Below are 16,032 nucleotides of genomic sequence, written 5' to 3'. Positions count from 1 at the left end.
GCGGTGGCCTCTGCCGCCGCCTGCTGCTGGGCGATGAGGGCTGCTCGCGGCAGCGTCAGAATCGTGTCCAGATCGCGGCGAAGGTCGGTGGCACTCTGATAGCGCACTTCGCGGTCCGTCTGCATCGCCTTGGTGATGATCGCATCAAAGCGCGGGTCGGTGCCGAGCTTCTTGCCCGGCAGCGTCCAGATGCCACGCGGAATCTCCCCAGTGAGCATTTGGTAAAGCATCACCCCCATGGCATACAAGTCCGCGCGGCTGTCGAGCGGGACGCCGGGGATAAAAGCCTCCGGTGCCACGAAGTCCGGCGTGCCCATGGCCATGTTCGTCTTGGTGATGCCGCTCTGGCCGGGATCATTGGCCTTGGCCAGACCGAAGTCGGCCACCTTCACCGCACCCTCCATGTTGATGAGGATGTTCGCCGGCTTGATGTCGCGATGAATGATGCCGTTTTTGTGCGCGTAGGCGAGCGCATCGCTCACATGCGCCGTGATGGACAGAGCGTAGTCCTCCGGCAGCTTGCCCTGCGACGCGATCATCTTGGAGACGTCCGTGCCGTCGATGAACTCCATCACGATGTAGAGCAGGCCCGTGTTCGTTTCGCCAAAGTCGAATACTTTGACGATGCTCGGGTGGTTCATCTTCGCCATGGTGCGGGCTTCATTTTTGAAGCGTTCGGCGAACTGGGAGTCCGTGTTGTCGATCAAGTCGACCGGCAGTACTTTGATGGCGACCTTGCGGTCGAGCGTGACCTGCACCGCTTTATAAACCGCGCCCATGCCACCGCGGCCGAGAATGGCCTCAAACTGATACTGCGGCAGCATCGCCTGCATTTCCTCCAGCGACGGAGGCTGCCAGCCGCCGGAAGGTTTGGAACCGGAGGAAGCGGTGCTCATGGGAAAAAAGGGTGCCGGGCCACAGAAGCACACTAGCAAGGAGAGTTCCGCCGTCGCAACCTGCATTTTTGCCGGGGCGTGTCATACATGGAGCGCGCCCGCGTCACCCAGCGGGAAATGAATGGAACGCGCCATCGCCGACCAGCTCGAAGCTCTGCATCCCGACGCCTTTGGCTGGGCGCTGCACTGCTGTGCGGGCGATCACGCCTGTGCGGAGGACGTATTGCAAAATGCGTATCTCAAGCTCGCCCAGGAGCGTGCGACACACGATGGCCGCTCCAGCTTCAAGACCTGGTGGTTTGGCGTGATCAGATTCACCGCGCACGAAGAGCTTCGGCGGCAACGGTATCGCGAGTCGCTGGTGGGCAAGCTGCTCGCCTTCTTCATCGAGGACCATCATCCTGCGCCCTCGCGACACATGGAGGTGAAGGAGCGACATGCCGAACTGCGAAGCTGTTTGAAACAATTGCCTGCCCGGCAGGCGGAGGTGCTGCATCTCGTGTTTTACCAGGATCTCACGATCAACGAAGCCGCACAGGTCATGGGCGTGGGGGTCGGATCTGCACGTCAGCACTACGAACGCGGCAAGGCGCGCATGCGCACACTGCTGCAACCCGTTTCAGAGCATGAGTGACGAGCACGACAACGATTTGCGCGCCTTCTTTGCGCGTCAACGCCGCCTCGACCATGAGGATGCGCCAGTCTGGCGGGGCGAATGGTTGAATCGTCCCATTTCACGCTCTCGCGCGTCGGTGCGGTGGATTCCTGCCTCACTCGCCACAGCCTGCATCGCGATTTCAGCGGCCTGGTTCATGCATTCGTCGAAAGCAACGCCACAACTCAGCGATTTGCCGCCGCTTTTTGACGCCCCTCCCGCTGAGCTGTTTGCGGGCGTCCGGCCCTCGTTCATCGAGCTGCAGGCTCCTTCCGACTTTCTTCTACCAGATCATCTCCAATCCCACATCCCATGAAATTCATCCTTTGCCTTCTCGTCCTCACCTCTGCGAGCCTGCGTGCCGCCAACGTCGAGGAGTGGCTGAAAAACGGCCTGTTGCATCCAGATCTGATTGTCACGGTTCGTGACGAGCTCGCGCTGACGGAGGAGCAGCAGACGAAGCTGAACTCCCGGCTTGGCGAGGCGCGTGCGCAGGCCGAACCCCTCGAGCAGCAGGTGAAGGAGCAGCAAAGGGCTCTGGGCCATCTTTTGCAGGACACCACCACCACTGCTGAGGCCGCTGCAGCGCAGCTGACCAAGCTGCTCGATGCCGAAGCCGCGGTGAAGCAGCTGCAGCTGCGAGCGCTGATCGAAGTGCGCGACGTGCTGACGCCGGAACAGCTCCAGAAAGCGCGGAAGCTCGGTCCGCCCAAGATCGCCTCGCAGGGCGACCTCGAGTTCCGGGTGAATGAAAAGATGGGCAAACTGCGCGCGGCCGTGGAGTCGCTCGGCATTCCGCCCACCGATGCCATGAAGACTCGTGGCGGTGAAATTGAACAGCTCGTCAAAAGCGGTCAGCTGGTCGAGGCGAATGCGAAACTGGATCAGCTGGTCGAAGATTCGCATCTCAAGGAGATGGAAGCCGAACCGGACCAGATCGACTTCTCCAAGTTCGAAACCGGCGGCACGGATCTCGAGACGCTGCGTCAGCGCTATGAGGCTGTTCAAGGTTCCGGGCAGGCAATCGTGTCGCTGACGCTCATTCGCGAGCTGCTTCAGGCCAAGGCGGCGTTCGAGGAAGCCAAGGCCGCGCAGGACGCGGAGAAGGTAGGACGCATTCTTACTTACGTGGAAGGAAAGCTGAGCAAATGACCCTCATGGGCGCTTCAGCCGGTGCGGTTTTTCGAATCATCTGAGGTGAAACCGTAGAAAAGTTTTGTTTGCCTTTGGCACTTTTCTGGCGATAAAACGCCCCAAGTCACCTGTTAAGGGTCAGGCTCAGTCGTTCATCAGGTGATTTTGAATCCGATGGTGTTCATATACCGATGATCGGGGCTGGCTCTGGCGCGAAGCAGCAGACTGCACTCAACAACGATATGAATACCAAGATGTACGTGGGCAACCTGCCCTTCGCCGCTCAAGAACAAGACGTTCGTGAGCTGTTCTCCCAATACGGTGGTGTCACCGAAGTCTTCCTGCCGATGGACCGTGAAAGCGGCCGCCCGCGTGGCTTCGCCTTTGTGACGATGGACTCCGCAGAAGCGATGAATGCTGCGATCAATGCGCAGAACGGCCAGGAGTTCATGGGCCGCAAACTGGCCATCAACGAAGCCCGCCCGCGTGAAGAACGTCCGGCAGGCGGTGGCGGTGGTCGTGGCTACGGTGGCGGCGGCGGTGGTCGCGGCTACGGTGGTGGTGGCGGCGGCGGCGGTGGTTACGGCGGCGGTGGTCGCGGTGGCTACGGCGGCGGTGGTGGTGGTGGCAAGCGCGGCGGTTTCGACCGTGGCAACCGCGGTGGCGACAGCGAAGGCTGGTAAAACCTGCCCCCTGATTTGATTTCACGCCCGTGATTCAAGCAGACGCGAATTACGCGTCCTCTTGGATTACGGGCTTTTCTGCGTTCACGAACAGCGCGAAACCGCCGGCCAGCATGAACGCTCCGGCACACATCCACACGCCTTCGTGGAAGTCCTGATTTGTGTCGAAGGACTTCAGCACGGCGGTGAATAGGACGGGCATGATGGCCGCGCCAAAGTTCCCCCACATGTTGCCCCAGCCAAAGAGCTGCGCCTGATGTTTGCCGCTGATGTCCTGCATGAAGGTCCACATCGCAGGCAGGCCGATGTCGGCAAAAAACGCCACGAGGCCAAAGGCGATGGCCATGCCCCAGGGCGAATCCGTCCAGAGAGCGAGCAGGTAACACGCAGCGGCCGCGAATTTGGTGAGCGACATCGGCAGCATGCGCCCCAGCCGCCGGCCGTGATGCCGTGAGATCCAGTCGGTAAGAAGGCCGCCCAAAGGCAGCGCCACGATGCCAATGAACAAGGCCCCGGTGGTGATGATGCCGCTCATGCCGTCGTCGAGATGCATGACCTTTTTGAGATAGTCCGGCAGCGAGAGAATGAGGAAGGCCCATCCGATGTTGGTGAAGAACTGCACCGCGTTGCCCATCCAGAGATTCCAGCTACGGCAGGCCGCGATGAAAGGAAAACGTCGTGGCGGGTCCTTGGCAGGCTGAAAGTCACCGCGTCCTTCTGCCAGCACTCGAATCTCGGCTTCGTTACAGCGCGGATGAGAGCGTGGGTGTTCACGGAACACCCGCCAGTAGCATACGGCCACCACGATGCCGACGAGGCCGTATAACCAGCCGGCCCAGCGCCAGTCGCCTGCGCGAAGGATGACGTAGGCCGTCAATGCGGGTGCCGCAGCACCGCCAACGCGTCCACCCCATGATATGAGACTGCTGGCGAATCCGCGCGACTCGATGTGCGCCCAGCGCGTTAGCAGTCCGCTGCTTGCCGGGTAATAGCCCGCCTCCGCGAGACCACAGCCGAGACGTGCGATCAGAAGCGTGGTGAATCCGAGGGAGAAACTTGTCGCCGCGGTGAAGAGAGACCAGGTGGCGATGTAGATCGTGATGAGCGCGCGTGTGCCAAAGCGGTCACTCAACCAGCCCGCCGGTACCTGGGCCAGCGCGTAGGCCCAAAAGAACGCGCCTTTCACCCAGTCGATCTGCCAGCCCTCGAGAGCCATGTTTTTTTGGAACGAGTCTGAGCCCACGATGTTCGCCAGACAGATCCGGTCCAGATACATCAGGAAGGCCACCATCGTTGCCGTGGCGAGGATTTGATGACGGACGATCGTGGGTTTGGCGGCGGTGGACATCTGAAGAAGACGCTGAATTTCCACCAGCCCTAGCAGGATTCCGGCTTGATGAACAGCCGGAAGGCGTGCATGACCCATGCTGGATGGCGCAATACTTGCGCAGGGAATGCCCTTGCGAACCATCCAGGTCTCATAAACCCTTCCCCTTGTCATGACCGCCATCAAAAACCTCACCGCACTGCTCGTGCTCAGTTTTCTCGCCTCCGGCGTGCTGGGCTGGTTCCTGTTCCAATCCCACTCCGATCTCGAAGCCGCCCAGGCGGCGCTTGAGAGCATCAAAGCCGAACATGCCGATGAACTGAAGGCGAAGGAGGCCGAATTCCAGCGCACGCTGGACACCCAGGCTGCACAGCACCAGAAGATGATCACCGCGCTCAACGACGAGCACGAAAAGAAGATCGATGAACTGCGCAAAGGCGAGCGCCAGCGTCTGGCCACCGCCGCGAAGGAGTTTGAAAACATCTTCGAGGGCAACAAAACCACGCTGCAGTACATCGACCTCCTTGAAGACAAGGTGAAGGCCGGTCAGAACCTTTCGAAAGCCGAAGTCGAGAAGCTCACCATCATCACCACCGGTCTGGGCTACCTGAAAAAGCAGTATCAGAAGCCCATGCAGGAGTTTCAGGAGCTGGCAGCCTACTTTGAGGCCCAGGCTTCGAAGCAGATCGCCAAGCCCAAAGGCGGCTTCTTCAAGCGTCTCTTCAGCAAGGATTTCCGTGAGGCTGAGAAAGAGTACCAGCGTCAGGAAGGGGCCAAAGAGGCCTTCGAGCAGGCTCAGGGCAAGTTCTCCAGCACCTACTCACGTGCGCAGAAGGTCATGGGCTCGGTCAACCTCGACGCTGACGCACAGATTCAGAAGCTGCACGCCTTCATCGACGACAAGCAGCAGATGAACGCCGAGGACCTCACATCCTTCTTCGACAAGGCACGCAAAGCTCTCCGCACGCATCAGGACGTGCTCGACTTCGAGCCGGACGCCCCCCCGCTCCCGGCACCGAAACCACAGCCCTGATCACTGTGCCATCTGAGCCGGTCATGACGCCTGGCACCCGGTAAATCGCAAACTGCCGCCGGGTGAAAGGAAAGGTTGCCTTTTGCCCGGCGTTTTGGCTAGGCTCGTCAAATTCTGTGGCCGCGCCTTCCTTCGGTGTGGCTGTGACCCATTCCACCCTCTCCATCCCATGCAAACGAACCAAACCCAAACCACCCGCCGCACCTTCATTCGCGGCACTGTGGCCGGCGCTGCCGGTCTCGCCGCCCTCCCCTCCTTCGCCGCACCTCTGGGTGCCAACGGTGACGTCCGCGTCGCCGTGATCGGCTTCAATGGCCGTGGCTCTGGTCACATCGGCAGCCTGCTCGGCATCAAGGGTGTCCGCCTGGTCGCCCTGTGCGACGTGGACAACAAGGTGATGGAGAAAAAAGTCGCCGATCTCGCCAAGAAAAACATCACGGTGAAGCAGTACAAGGACTTCCGTGAATGCTGTGCCGACAAGGACATCGACGCCGTCACCATCGCCACACCAAATCACAGCCACACGCTCATCGCCATGACCGCGATCGCGAACGGCAAGCACGTGTACGTCGAAAAACCCGTTGCTCACAACATGTGGGAAGGTCGCAGGCTCGTCGAAGCCGCCGCTGTCGCTGAAAAGCAGGGGCTCGTGGTGCAGCACGGCATGCAGCGCCGCTCCTCCCCCGGCTGGCAGGCCGCCATGGACTGGGTCAAAGCCGGTCACATTGGCAAAACCACGTTGTCCCGCGGCATCAACTACAAGGCTCGCAAGAGCATTGGCAAAGTGGCCGCGCCTGCGCAGCCCGATGCCAACGGCCGCATCGCCGGCACCTTCCGCGACACCGGCGGCAAGCCGCAGATCGTTGATCTCGACTACACCCTTTGGTCTGCTCCGCGTCCGGTCATGCCCATGCGTCGCGAGCAGATGCACTACGACTGGCACTGGCAATGGGCCTACGGCAATGGCGACATTGGCAACCAGGGGCCGCATCAGCTCGACGTCGCCCGCTGGGCGCTCGGCAATCCTGATCTGCTGCCCAAGCGTGTCATGAGCTTCGGCGGACGCTGGGGCTATGACGACGACGGTGAAACCGCCAACAACCAGATGGCCTTCTATCAGTGGCCTGAAGGCGCGCCGCTGCTGTTCGACAATCGCGGCCTCCCGATGAAGGACATGAACTGGACCAAGGGCTATGAGCCTGTCTTCCGCATCAACGGCAAGACCGCAGCCCCCCGTATCGGTAACGTCATCCATTGCGAAGGTGGTTTCGTTGCCGAAGCCAAGGCTTACGACAATGAAGGCCAGGCGATCCAGAAGTTCGACAACTTCGACGACGGCGCCGACCACATGAAGAACTTCATCGACTCCGTGCGTGCCGGCAAGCTCACCAACAGCAATCTCCACGTCGCCCACGGCTACCACGCCGCCGCGCTGGCAGAGCTCGCCAACGTCTCCTATCGCCTCGGCAAGCAGCTGAGCGTCGACGAGATCAAGGAACGCCTCGCCAACGACAAGGCCGGCCAGGAAACCCTTGCCGACTTCGTCGCCAACCTCGAAGCCAACAAGATCGACCTCGCTGCCGACAAAATCAGCGCCGGTCCATGGCTCGAGTTCGACCCTGTCGCCGAGAAGTTCACCGGAGAATTCGCCGAGGAAGCCAACAAGCTGTCCCAGGACGAATACGCCGCCGGCTTCGAACTGCCGAAGATCGGTTAATCGATTCGTTTCAGCATCATCCACTGCGCGGAGCCGGGAAACTGGCTCCGCGTTTGTATTTGGACTTTGGACGCGGCGTACTACGATGCCACCGCCATGGAAACAAACACGCCACCTCCCTCCCTGCCGCAGTCGCCGGTCACCCAGGACGAGAAGACGCTCGGCATCGTCATGCATGTGCTCTGTCTCGTCGGGTTCCCCATCCTGGGCCCGCTCGTCGTCTGGCTGATCAAAAAAGATCAGAGCAGCTACATTGACCGGCAGGGGCGCGAGCTGCTGAACTTTCAGATCACCTATTTCTTCTATGCCCTCGCATCCTTCCTTCTCTGCTTCGTTCTCGTGGGCATCCCCCTCCTCATCATCGTCGGCATTGCCACGATCGTGCTCACCATCATCGGCATTGTGAGCGCCTCGGAGGGGAACGTGTACCGCTTCCCGCTGACGTTTCGCCTGCTGTGAGGCAAAACGGTTGCGACTCCCGTGTCGTGGTGCTAGCAGAGGCCCCCGTTTCCCCAAAACCAGATGCGACCCAACCAACTCCTTCAAGCCATCGGCGTCGAGCTGCGCATGCAGATCATGACCTATCTGCAGACCGATCAGCGCGCCGCTTACAAGGCCGTCATCGAATCGCTCGCACCGGCCAAGCGACTGCGTCCAGCCTTCATTTTGGAGAAACCTCGCGCCAAACAGGCCGAATGGCTTCTCGAGCAGCTCAACACGAAATCGAACGAGGAAGTCACCGCGCAGATCTTCCAGATCTGGCTGCTCAAAGGACAGGCTCAGATGCTTATCACCTTTCTGGATGCCGCCGAGATCGCGCACGATGGCAAAGGCGAAGTCACCGAGCTTCCCGAAGTGATCGCCGATGACAAGGCCGAAGCCGCTGTGGCCGCCCTTCTCGCGGCCTATCCGGCCAAACAGGCCGCTTTGTATCTCTACATGTTCCAGCAGCAGCGTCCCGGCGGATGGGATTCGATCACCAAGGCCATCGAGGCCCGCCCTGAGCTGAAACTCGAAGCCTGAGGACTGCTCCCATGATGGACGCTCTCGACCGCGCCATCGTCAGCACGCAGTCGCATCTCGATGCGTTGCGCAACGAGCGCGGCCACTGGGAAGGACATCTTTCCAGCAGCGCGCTTTCCACCGCGACGGCCATTGTCGCTTTGTCGCTGGTTGATTCCAACCAACACGCCGTCCACATCGAAGCCGGCGCATGCTGGCTCCGCGAACATCAGAACGCGGACGGTGGGTGGGGCGACACGACGCTCAGCAAAAGCAATCTCTCAACGACACTGCTCTGCTGGAGCGCGTTGCATCGGGTGGGGACGCGCTGCGTCGCAGCTGACGAATGGATAATCGCCCACGTCGGATCCCTCGAGCCTCAAGCCATCGCCAGAGCGGTCATCGCCCGCTACGGTAAGGACAAGACCTTCTCTGTTCCCATTCTCATGCTCTGCACCCTTTGCGGCACGCTGGGCAAAGATGGCTGGCGTCATGTCATCGCACTTCCGTTCGAACTCGCCGCATTGCCGCGCACCTGGTTCGGCGCCATCGGTCTTCCTGTCGTCAGCTATGCACTTCCGGCGCTGATCGCCATCGGTCACGCACGTTTTCATCACGCGCCGCCTGCATTGTGGAATCCGCTGCGCTGGATTCGTGCGCTCACCTGGTCGCGGGTTCGTCCGATGCTTCAGACATTGCAGCCATCCAGCGGCGGTTATCTCGAAGCCACCCCGCTGACGAGTTTTGTCACCATGGCTCTCGCGGGTGCGCATCAGCTCGATCATCCCTGTCTTCCGCTCGCCGTCGAATTCCTCATAAGTTCCAAGCGCGAGGACGGAAGCTGGCCCATCGACACCAATCTCGCGACCTGGGGCACGACACTTTCGCTGCGTGCGATGGAAGGGAACGCGGACACTCTTGTCCGCGAATCTGTCTCCAAATGGCTCCTCGCGCAGCAATATCGCGACATTCATCCCTTCACCAACGCCGCGCCCGGCGGCTGGGCTTGGACCGACCTTCCTGGTGGCGTTCCTGATGCCGATGACACCAGCAGCGCTCTCGTCGCGCTCAAACAAGTTGGTCACTCGGCTGATACCGCCATCGAGCAGGGGATAGGCTGGCTTCTGGACCTCCAAAATCGCGACGGAGGCATTCCGACCTTCTGCCGAGGCTGGGGCGCCTTGCCGTTTGATCGCAGCACACCGGAGATCACAGCGCATGCTCTGCTCGCGTGGTGGACGTGGATCGATGACCTGCCGGACCCGTTGCAGAAACGCATCGTCGCCGCCACCCAGCACGCGCTGCTCTATTTGGAAGCGGTTCAGCACCGCGATGGTTCCTGGACGCCGCTTTGGTTTGGCAATGAACACACGCCAGATGAATCGAACCCGGTGTATGGCACGGCGCAGGTTATCAATCACCTCCGTGAAAACACTGTGCTTGCCACCATGGCTCACGCTTTGATTCAATCGGGCCTCGACTATCTCCTCAGAGCCCAAAAGGCCGACGGTTCCTTCGGCGGTGATGCGAGTGCCCCGTCCAGCATTGAAGAGACCGCTGTCGCGTTGCAGGCGCTTAACGTTGTGAACAGTTCGACGCGCGAGAATGTGCTTCTCGGTATCCGGTGGCTCATCACCGCCACCAAGGAAGGAACGCACTTTTCGCCCGCACCCATCGGGCTCTACTTCGCCCGTCTCTGGTATCACGAGCAGCTTTACCCTGTCATCTGGACGCTGAGCTCTCTGAAGGCGGCTCGCAAGGCGCTCGCGAACGAGAGTGCGTGATCATTCCTGATCCACGCGGCTCGCGACATCCACCGGCAGTTCACCTGGCGCTTCTTTTTCCACCGGCTGCACCTTGATCTCGACGTTCACCGGCACGGCGCGCAGGCCTTCGATGATCGTTTTGAGCTTCTCGATCGTCACGTCCGACAGGGTGGGCTGGCTCACGGCCTGCTCGATCTTTTCGAGTCCGAGCGTGAAGGCGTTCATGTGACCGGTGATGCGGTTGATCGGGTCATTTTCTCCTGCACCGCCGGTGAGGAGGTTGCGTTTGAAAGTGCTCTTGATCTCGGTCCAGCGGATCTTGTCCTCGTCGGTGGCGAGGCCGTTGATCTCACGCCACTTGAGCAGATTGGCCTCGGCGGCCTGGCTCAAGGTCTGCGCTTCACCGCGATAGTGATCGGCGATGATGGCGGCGACTTCGGCATCGGTCATGAGCGGCAGGATCTTCTCCGCGATTTTGTTCATGTTGCGGTAGCTGCCCTGCAGCTTGAACGGCGGTTCCGTGCGGTAGGCATCTTCCATCGCCGCGCTGCTGACATAGGCCTGATTCACACGCAGGATGATCTCCCGCACGTGTAGGAGTTTCTCCATGACGGCGACGCCTTCGTTGATCTCCTCGGCGCTGTAGCTGCCTTCGAATTCCACGCCTTCGCGCGTGCCCGTTTGGGCGATTTTCAGAATGGAAAGCGCGTCCGCATGGCTGCGCGCGGCGATGCGCGAGAGCGTGGCGTTGCTGGTGAGGCTGTTCTCGATGTAGCTGTCTTTGAAGGCTTCTTCGTGTCCACCGAGAATGTCACCGAGGTTGTAGGTGTCCGCGCGGTTTGCGAGCATGTCGGGAACCTGGAATTTGCCGCCGACCTCGGTGTAGGGATTGCCAGCCATGACGACGGCGACCTTGCGACCGCGCAAGTCGTAGGTCTTGGCCTCGCCTTTGAACACACCTTCGATTTTGCGCGTGCCGTCGCACAGAGAGATGAACTTCTGCAGAAATTCGGGATTCGTGTGCTGGATGTCATCGACGTAGATCATGACATTGTCGCCCATCTCGAAGGCGAGATTGAGTTTCTCTACTTCCTCGCGCGCGCTTGCGTTGCGGGCCTCCGAGGGGTCGAGCGAGGTCACGTGATGACCGAGCGCAGGCCCGTTGATCTTCACCAGCGTGATGCCGAGGCGGCTGGCGACGTATTCCATGAGCGTCGTCTTGCCATAGCCGGGCGGTGAAATGAGCAGCAACAGCCCCATGCGGTCGGTGCGTGTGTCCTTGCCCGCCGCGCCGAGCTGTTTGGCCAGATTCGCGCCGATGATCGGCAGATAGACCTGATCGATGAGCCGGTTGCGCACGAAGGAGCTGAGCACGCCTGCCTTGAACTGATCGAGCCGCAATTCGCGGCGGCGGGTTTCTGACAGACGATGCTTGAGCGCCTGGAAGGACTCAAAGGCGGGCACGACCTCGGCTTCGTAGCGCTGAAGCCGTGTGGTGAACTCGTGGTAATCGAGTTCCATCTTGGACTCCGCGATTCGTGGATGAGCACCGGTGAATCCGCTGATCGTGAGGCGTGATGGCGCTTCCGTCGGCGTGGTGGCGGGCGGCTGATCATTCACGACGACGAGCGCCGCCGTTTCGATGAGCACGCTCCGCTCGGCGGTCGGATTGAGCGCCGAAACCCATTCCAAGGCGATTTCAAAGGCCAGCGGCGGCTGCGCAGCGAGCGCTGTGAGCGTCTCGTCAAAGTCCTTCGCGGCGCGTTTGGCGGTGAGTTCTTTTCGGAAGGCACGCAGAAGTTCGACAGCCGCTGCCGAACGGGTGAAGTGCGTCTTCGACTGCAATTCATCGAGAAGGCAAGCCACGATTTGGAGAGGTGACGATCCGTCACTGCGGACTGCGACTCGTTGCCACTCCATGACGCGTTTTGTCAGCTCCTCATCGACTTCGGCATTCGAAATACCGAGCAGGGTCCGCATGCGGCCTTTCGACTGCATTCTCGCCGCGAGGGCTCTTTTGGCGTCATCTTCGAGCCACGCGTGCCAAAAGAGCCGCGCGTAACCGCGTGCCGCCGGTGAATGGCGCAGCAGGCCGAGCGCCTTCTCCATTTCGCGCAGCGGCGTCAGAATCAGAGCGGCGTCGTGATCGTGAACGCCCTTGGTGTAGCCTTCGTGATAACGCTGCGCCATGAAGGTGGCGACGTCGTCACTCGTTCCGGACTTCAGCATCTGCCAGGCAAGGAATTCGGCGCGATAAACCTGCTCGTTCTCCGAGACGACCGCCTGCTCCCAAACCGAACGCTGAGCTTCAAGTTCGGCGTCCTCGACTTTTTCAAAGAAGCGCGTGCCGGTGAGATGATAGGCGAGGGCGCCGTCGCGCGGAAGCAGCGTGAGCTCCAGCGCTTGCTTGTTCACGCTGAACTGATGCTTGCCGAGCTGGATGAGATCACCGCCGCCAACAAAGATTTCCGACTTGTCGCGAATCTGCTTTAGCGAGTCCTGCTGGACGGTTTTGAGGCGCGTCTGCAGCTCGTCTGCGCGCACGCTGCCACCGAGCTTGCGCAGTTCGTCGATGAGATCGCGCAGCTTGGCCACCATCGCATCCGCGGCGAGCCAGGCGTGGACTTCCTCCGGCTTGGCGAAGTTCGCGAGGCGGTTGCGGATGCTGCTGAGAATGCGCTCGGCGGACTGGCCGAGGCTGCCAATGCGGCGGTTCAATGCGTCGCTGAGGCTCTGGCGGCGCGATTCGAAGGCAGTCTGCACCTCTTCGCGCTTCTGGATGAGCTCGGCGGCGTACTCGTCGAAGTCGGAGAACCGCGTCTCCATCTCCTCGATCTGCACCAGCACACGCGTGAGCGATTCGTCGCACTTTTCGGGCGTCGTGGCGACTTCGAGATAGTTCAGCACGCTCTGGCTGAGCAAGCTGAGCTGTGCCTGGAACTGCGCCGCGCCTTCAGTCTTCGCGAGTTCGTTGCGGCGGTTGCGCAGCACGCTGCGCACTTGATTGAGCTGCGCAAAGAGTGTGGAGATGCCTTCGATGATGCGCGTGGTCTCGGTCGCGTCTTCAATTTTGAGTCCGCTGACAATGGCGGTGAGCATTTCCAGCTCGCTGCTTGATTTGGCGAGCGCGTCCTCGACTTCCTGCGCCTCGGTGACCTTCGCCAACGATGGCACACGGGCCTGCTGCTCGGTGATCTGCTTGCGATACGGATCAAGAGCCTCCGGCTTGAGCAGGAAGGTCACGCACTTGGCGCTGAGCTTGTCCGCTCCTTCGGCCACGGACTTGTCCATGGCATCGATCTCCGCCGGATCGGTGTAGCGCACGTCACGCAGCGCGATGATCTGGCCGCGCAACTCGCGCAGAGCCGTGAGAAGCTCGACGAAGCCGAGAATGTCGCTTGGATCGGTGTTCGCGGCAGCGCTAAGCGCTTTCTGTGATTTCTCCTGCAACGCCGATGTCTGATCGGCGGCCGTCTTGCGCATGCGGCTCACCTTTTCGAACTCACCGAGCGCGGCTTCGGCAGTCGTTTTGATTTCGATGAGCGTGCTTTTGAGATCGTGCGTCTCGTCGCGGCCCACCCAGAAGTAGCTGTCGGCGATGTCGCCGCAGGAACGTGCGAGTTCGACGTAGAGCCCGGAGAAGGAATCGTCCTTGGACAGCAGCGTGAGCACGCCGTTGCACTCGGCCATGGCGCGGACGATTTCCGCGTTGCCGATCTTGCTCAAGAACGTCTGCGAGGCTTTTGCTTCGCTGATGTCGGCGGAGACGAACGGCGTACGCCAGGCCTGAATGACGTGATGTTTTCGCGGTTCGGCGTCGGCATCAAAGAGCACAAGTTCGCCCGTCGGAAACAGGCTGAAGCCGTGGCAGGGCTGCGGGGTGGCGACAGTCTGCGTGATGAGATTGTAGCTGAGCAGAAGATACGAGCCGCTTTCGAGATGGCTGAAGATGAAGAGCGTGTCCTCACCGTTCGCGGCCGGGATGCGTTTCTCGAAGCGCATCGGCGGCAGTCCGGTGTCGAACCGTCGCACCTCTCCGGTTTGCAGGACGTAGCCGTGGGGAAACAGAATGCCGTGATCGTCAGGAAGCAGCACACAGCTTTCCGCGATGCTGTCGATGCGATGCGCCTGACGGGTGCGTTCGTTGAAGACGAGATGCCGCCATGTCTTTTCCTGATACGGCAGGACCTTGAGCACGATGAGATTGCCGACGATGGCGTAATGGACCTCCGCGTCGTCGAGCGTCTGGTCCTTGTTATCAACGGGCTCGCTGAAGATGCCGCGGCCGCTGTCGGTGTTGTTCTCGACTTTGACCGTGAGGTCGCCGCCGATGGTTTCGACGAAAACGCGATCCTCAATGCTGATGTGCGGATGCGTGCCGTGGATGTACATGTCCCGCGTGGCACGCTTCCATTCAAACTCCTGCGGTGCGGGGAAGACAAACTCGTGATCGCTGCGGTTGCCTAGGTAGCGCAGTGTGCCTTTGTCATCATCAACGAGCCACTTGAAGGTCTTCACCTCCGTGGCGCGCTGCCCGACCTGGAAGCCCATGTAAAGGTGCGGGCCGATGCGGTGGAACTTCAGGAAGGAGGCGTGCTTGTAGTAGTTGTAGAGGTAGGCGAAGTCCTCGGCGAACTGCGCATCGCCCAGCAGCCCGTCTTTGTTCGGATGAAAACTGTGATCGCCATCCTGGTAATCATATACCGCGAACACATCCTCGATCTTCATCGTGGAGCGCAGCCCGAGATGAACGTTGTAGCCAAAAAGGAAGCGCTTCGGTCCGATCGCCGCGAGATCGCGCGGCACGCAGTTGTTCTCCGTCGTCAGACGCGTTGTCGCGAGCAACGCGGTCTCGATGCCGCCGAACTCGGCCTTGCGATCTGCATTCAGCAGATCCAGCCGCCGCTGCAGCTCGGAGCCGTGCTTGTTCAGGCGCTGACGAATGACTTCGTAAGCGCCGGCTTCGAGCTGCGGGGAAGGTTGGGGTGATGGTGCGGGATCAGGCATTTGGCGCGTCAAAGTTGGCGCAGAATCTCTTCACGTTTTGAGGCCCACTCCTGATCCGTGATTACTTGAGCGAGGCGAAGCTCATCAAGTTCTTCCAGGCGCTCCTTGGTTCCTCTTGAAGTCACAGATGGCTTCACGACTGGTGTGGGCGACTTGAGAACCAAGGCAATAAGGATGCTGGCGACGACTCCAACGGCCGCGCACAGGCCGACTTTGGTTCCTAGTGAATCATCTTTGGCAAAGTGGGTGCAGATCACCACCATTGCGACCCCGGCGACTATGCTAACCTTGGCAATGTCGGCCGATTTTGAACCGGGCGTTGTGGACCGCGGGCCGCCGATAGTGATGCGCATCATTTGGGACGAAGTGTTAAATTACTTCTTCGCCGACTTCGCGGAGAGCAGTCCGGCCACGGTTTGTTCGGTCAATCCGAAACGGCTCGCGGCACCGATCATGCCGGTGAGCTTGTTCAGCGTGGTGGAGTCGGGGTTGAGACCGATGAGCTTGGCGAAGAGGGCGCTGAGCGTGAGGTTCTTCGTGTCTTCGGCGGTGAGGCCGAATTGATCGACGACGGTCTTGAGCTGGGCTTTGAAGTAGTCGGGATCGCCGTTGAAGAAGGTTTCCTTCACATCGGTCAGCGTGCGGCTGCCTTCGACCATGCGATCGATGGCGCGTGCGTTGCCAATGGCACTGGTGATTTTGTCGAAGAACTGGCTTTCGCCGCCGACGATTTCGATCTTGGCGGACTTCATGGCCTCGCCGAGCACGCCGGCCTGAGCGGCGGCGATGTCCTTCTGGATGTTGATCTGGGC

Annotated in this window: 12 protein-coding genes and 1 pseudogene; 8 read left to right on the top strand and 5 right to left on the bottom strand. The window is 60.5% G+C overall.

All coding sequences use genetic code 11. The features are described 5' to 3' along the window. On the bottom strand, window positions 1-896 hold an 896-nt coding region (locus tag KDL09_RS10560), incomplete at its 3' end, for a serine/threonine-protein kinase (protein WP_294384586.1). 121 nt (window positions 897-1,017) lie between these two features. Between KDL09_RS10560 and KDL09_RS10555 the strand changes: the two genes are divergently transcribed. The 3 genes from KDL09_RS10555 (at window position 1,018) to KDL09_RS10545 (ending at window position 3,368) form a co-directional block, all read left to right on the top strand. After that, complete coding sequence (locus KDL09_RS10555; RefSeq protein WP_294384584.1) at window positions 1,018-1,530, top strand: RNA polymerase sigma factor; 513 nt, start codon at window positions 1,018-1,020, stop codon at window positions 1,528-1,530. Between the two features lie 333 nt (window positions 1,531-1,863). Next, window positions 1,864-2,703, top strand: a complete 840-nt coding sequence (locus KDL09_RS10550; protein ID WP_294384582.1) for a periplasmic heavy metal sensor — start codon at window positions 1,864-1,866, stop codon at window positions 2,701-2,703. Between the two features lie 224 nt (window positions 2,704-2,927). After that, the gene (locus tag KDL09_RS10545; RefSeq protein ID WP_294384580.1) at window positions 2,928-3,368 is read left to right on the top strand and encodes an RNA-binding protein; all 441 of its coding nucleotides are present in this window, start codon (window positions 2,928-2,930) and stop codon (window positions 3,366-3,368) included. 49 nt (window positions 3,369-3,417) lie between these two features. Here the strand turns inward: KDL09_RS10545 and KDL09_RS10540 are convergent, their stop codons facing one another. Continuing rightward, on the bottom strand, window positions 3,418-4,716 hold the full coding sequence (locus KDL09_RS10540) for an MFS transporter (RefSeq protein ID WP_294384578.1): 1,299 nt from the start codon (window positions 4,714-4,716) through the stop codon (window positions 3,418-3,420). 151 nt (window positions 4,717-4,867) lie between these two features. Here KDL09_RS10540 and KDL09_RS10535 point away from each other — a divergent pair, with 151 nt between their 5' ends. From KDL09_RS10535 to KDL09_RS10515, 5 genes are all read left to right on the top strand, one after another. Next, window positions 4,868-5,728: a hypothetical protein gene (locus KDL09_RS10535; RefSeq protein WP_294384576.1), complete on the top strand. Its 861-nt coding sequence runs from the start codon at window positions 4,868-4,870 to the stop codon at window positions 5,726-5,728. Between the two features lie 169 nt (window positions 5,729-5,897). Beyond that, window positions 5,898-7,445 (top strand): Gfo/Idh/MocA family oxidoreductase, encoded by a 1,548-nt coding sequence (locus KDL09_RS10530; RefSeq protein ID WP_294384574.1) that lies wholly within the window; start codon window positions 5,898-5,900, stop codon window positions 7,443-7,445. A gap of 96 nt (window positions 7,446-7,541) precedes the next feature. Continuing rightward, window positions 7,542-7,904, top strand: coding sequence for a DUF4870 domain-containing protein (locus KDL09_RS10525; protein WP_294384572.1), 363 nt, complete (start codon window positions 7,542-7,544; stop codon window positions 7,902-7,904). A gap of 63 nt (window positions 7,905-7,967) precedes the next feature. After that, the gene (locus tag KDL09_RS10520; protein WP_294384570.1) at window positions 7,968-8,468 is read left to right on the top strand and encodes a hypothetical protein; all 501 of its coding nucleotides are present in this window, start codon (window positions 7,968-7,970) and stop codon (window positions 8,466-8,468) included. Window positions 8,469-8,479: 11 nt separating this feature from the next. Then, on the top strand, window positions 8,480-10,231 hold the full coding sequence (locus tag KDL09_RS10515) for a prenyltransferase/squalene oxidase repeat-containing protein (protein ID WP_294384566.1): 1,752 nt from the start codon (window positions 8,480-8,482) through the stop codon (window positions 10,229-10,231). Here KDL09_RS10515 and KDL09_RS10510 read toward each other — a convergent pair whose 3' ends face one another. The 3 genes and pseudogenes from KDL09_RS10510 to KDL09_RS10500 form a co-directional block, all read right to left on the bottom strand. Next, window positions 10,232-15,220 carry a DNA repair ATPase gene (locus KDL09_RS10510; RefSeq protein WP_294384564.1) on the bottom strand — a complete coding sequence of 1,663 codons (4,989 nt, stop codon included), beginning with the start codon at window positions 15,218-15,220 and terminating at the stop codon, window positions 10,232-10,234. An 8-nt stretch (window positions 15,221-15,228) separates the two neighbouring features. Further along, window positions 15,229-15,576 (bottom strand): SHOCT domain-containing protein, encoded by a 348-nt coding sequence (locus KDL09_RS10505; RefSeq protein WP_294384562.1) that lies wholly within the window; start codon window positions 15,574-15,576, stop codon window positions 15,229-15,231. An 18-nt stretch (window positions 15,577-15,594) separates the two neighbouring features. After that, window positions 15,595-16,032 (bottom strand): annotated as a pseudogene (locus tag KDL09_RS10500) (flotillin family protein); the annotation flags it as partial.

It is taken from the genome of Prosthecobacter sp. (assembly GCF_020439865.1).
Taxonomy (GTDB): Bacteria; Verrucomicrobiota; Verrucomicrobiia; order Verrucomicrobiales; family Verrucomicrobiaceae; genus Prosthecobacter.
The sequence above is the reverse complement of the archived record's forward strand: the minus strand, read 5'-3'. Positions and strand labels throughout refer to the sequence as shown.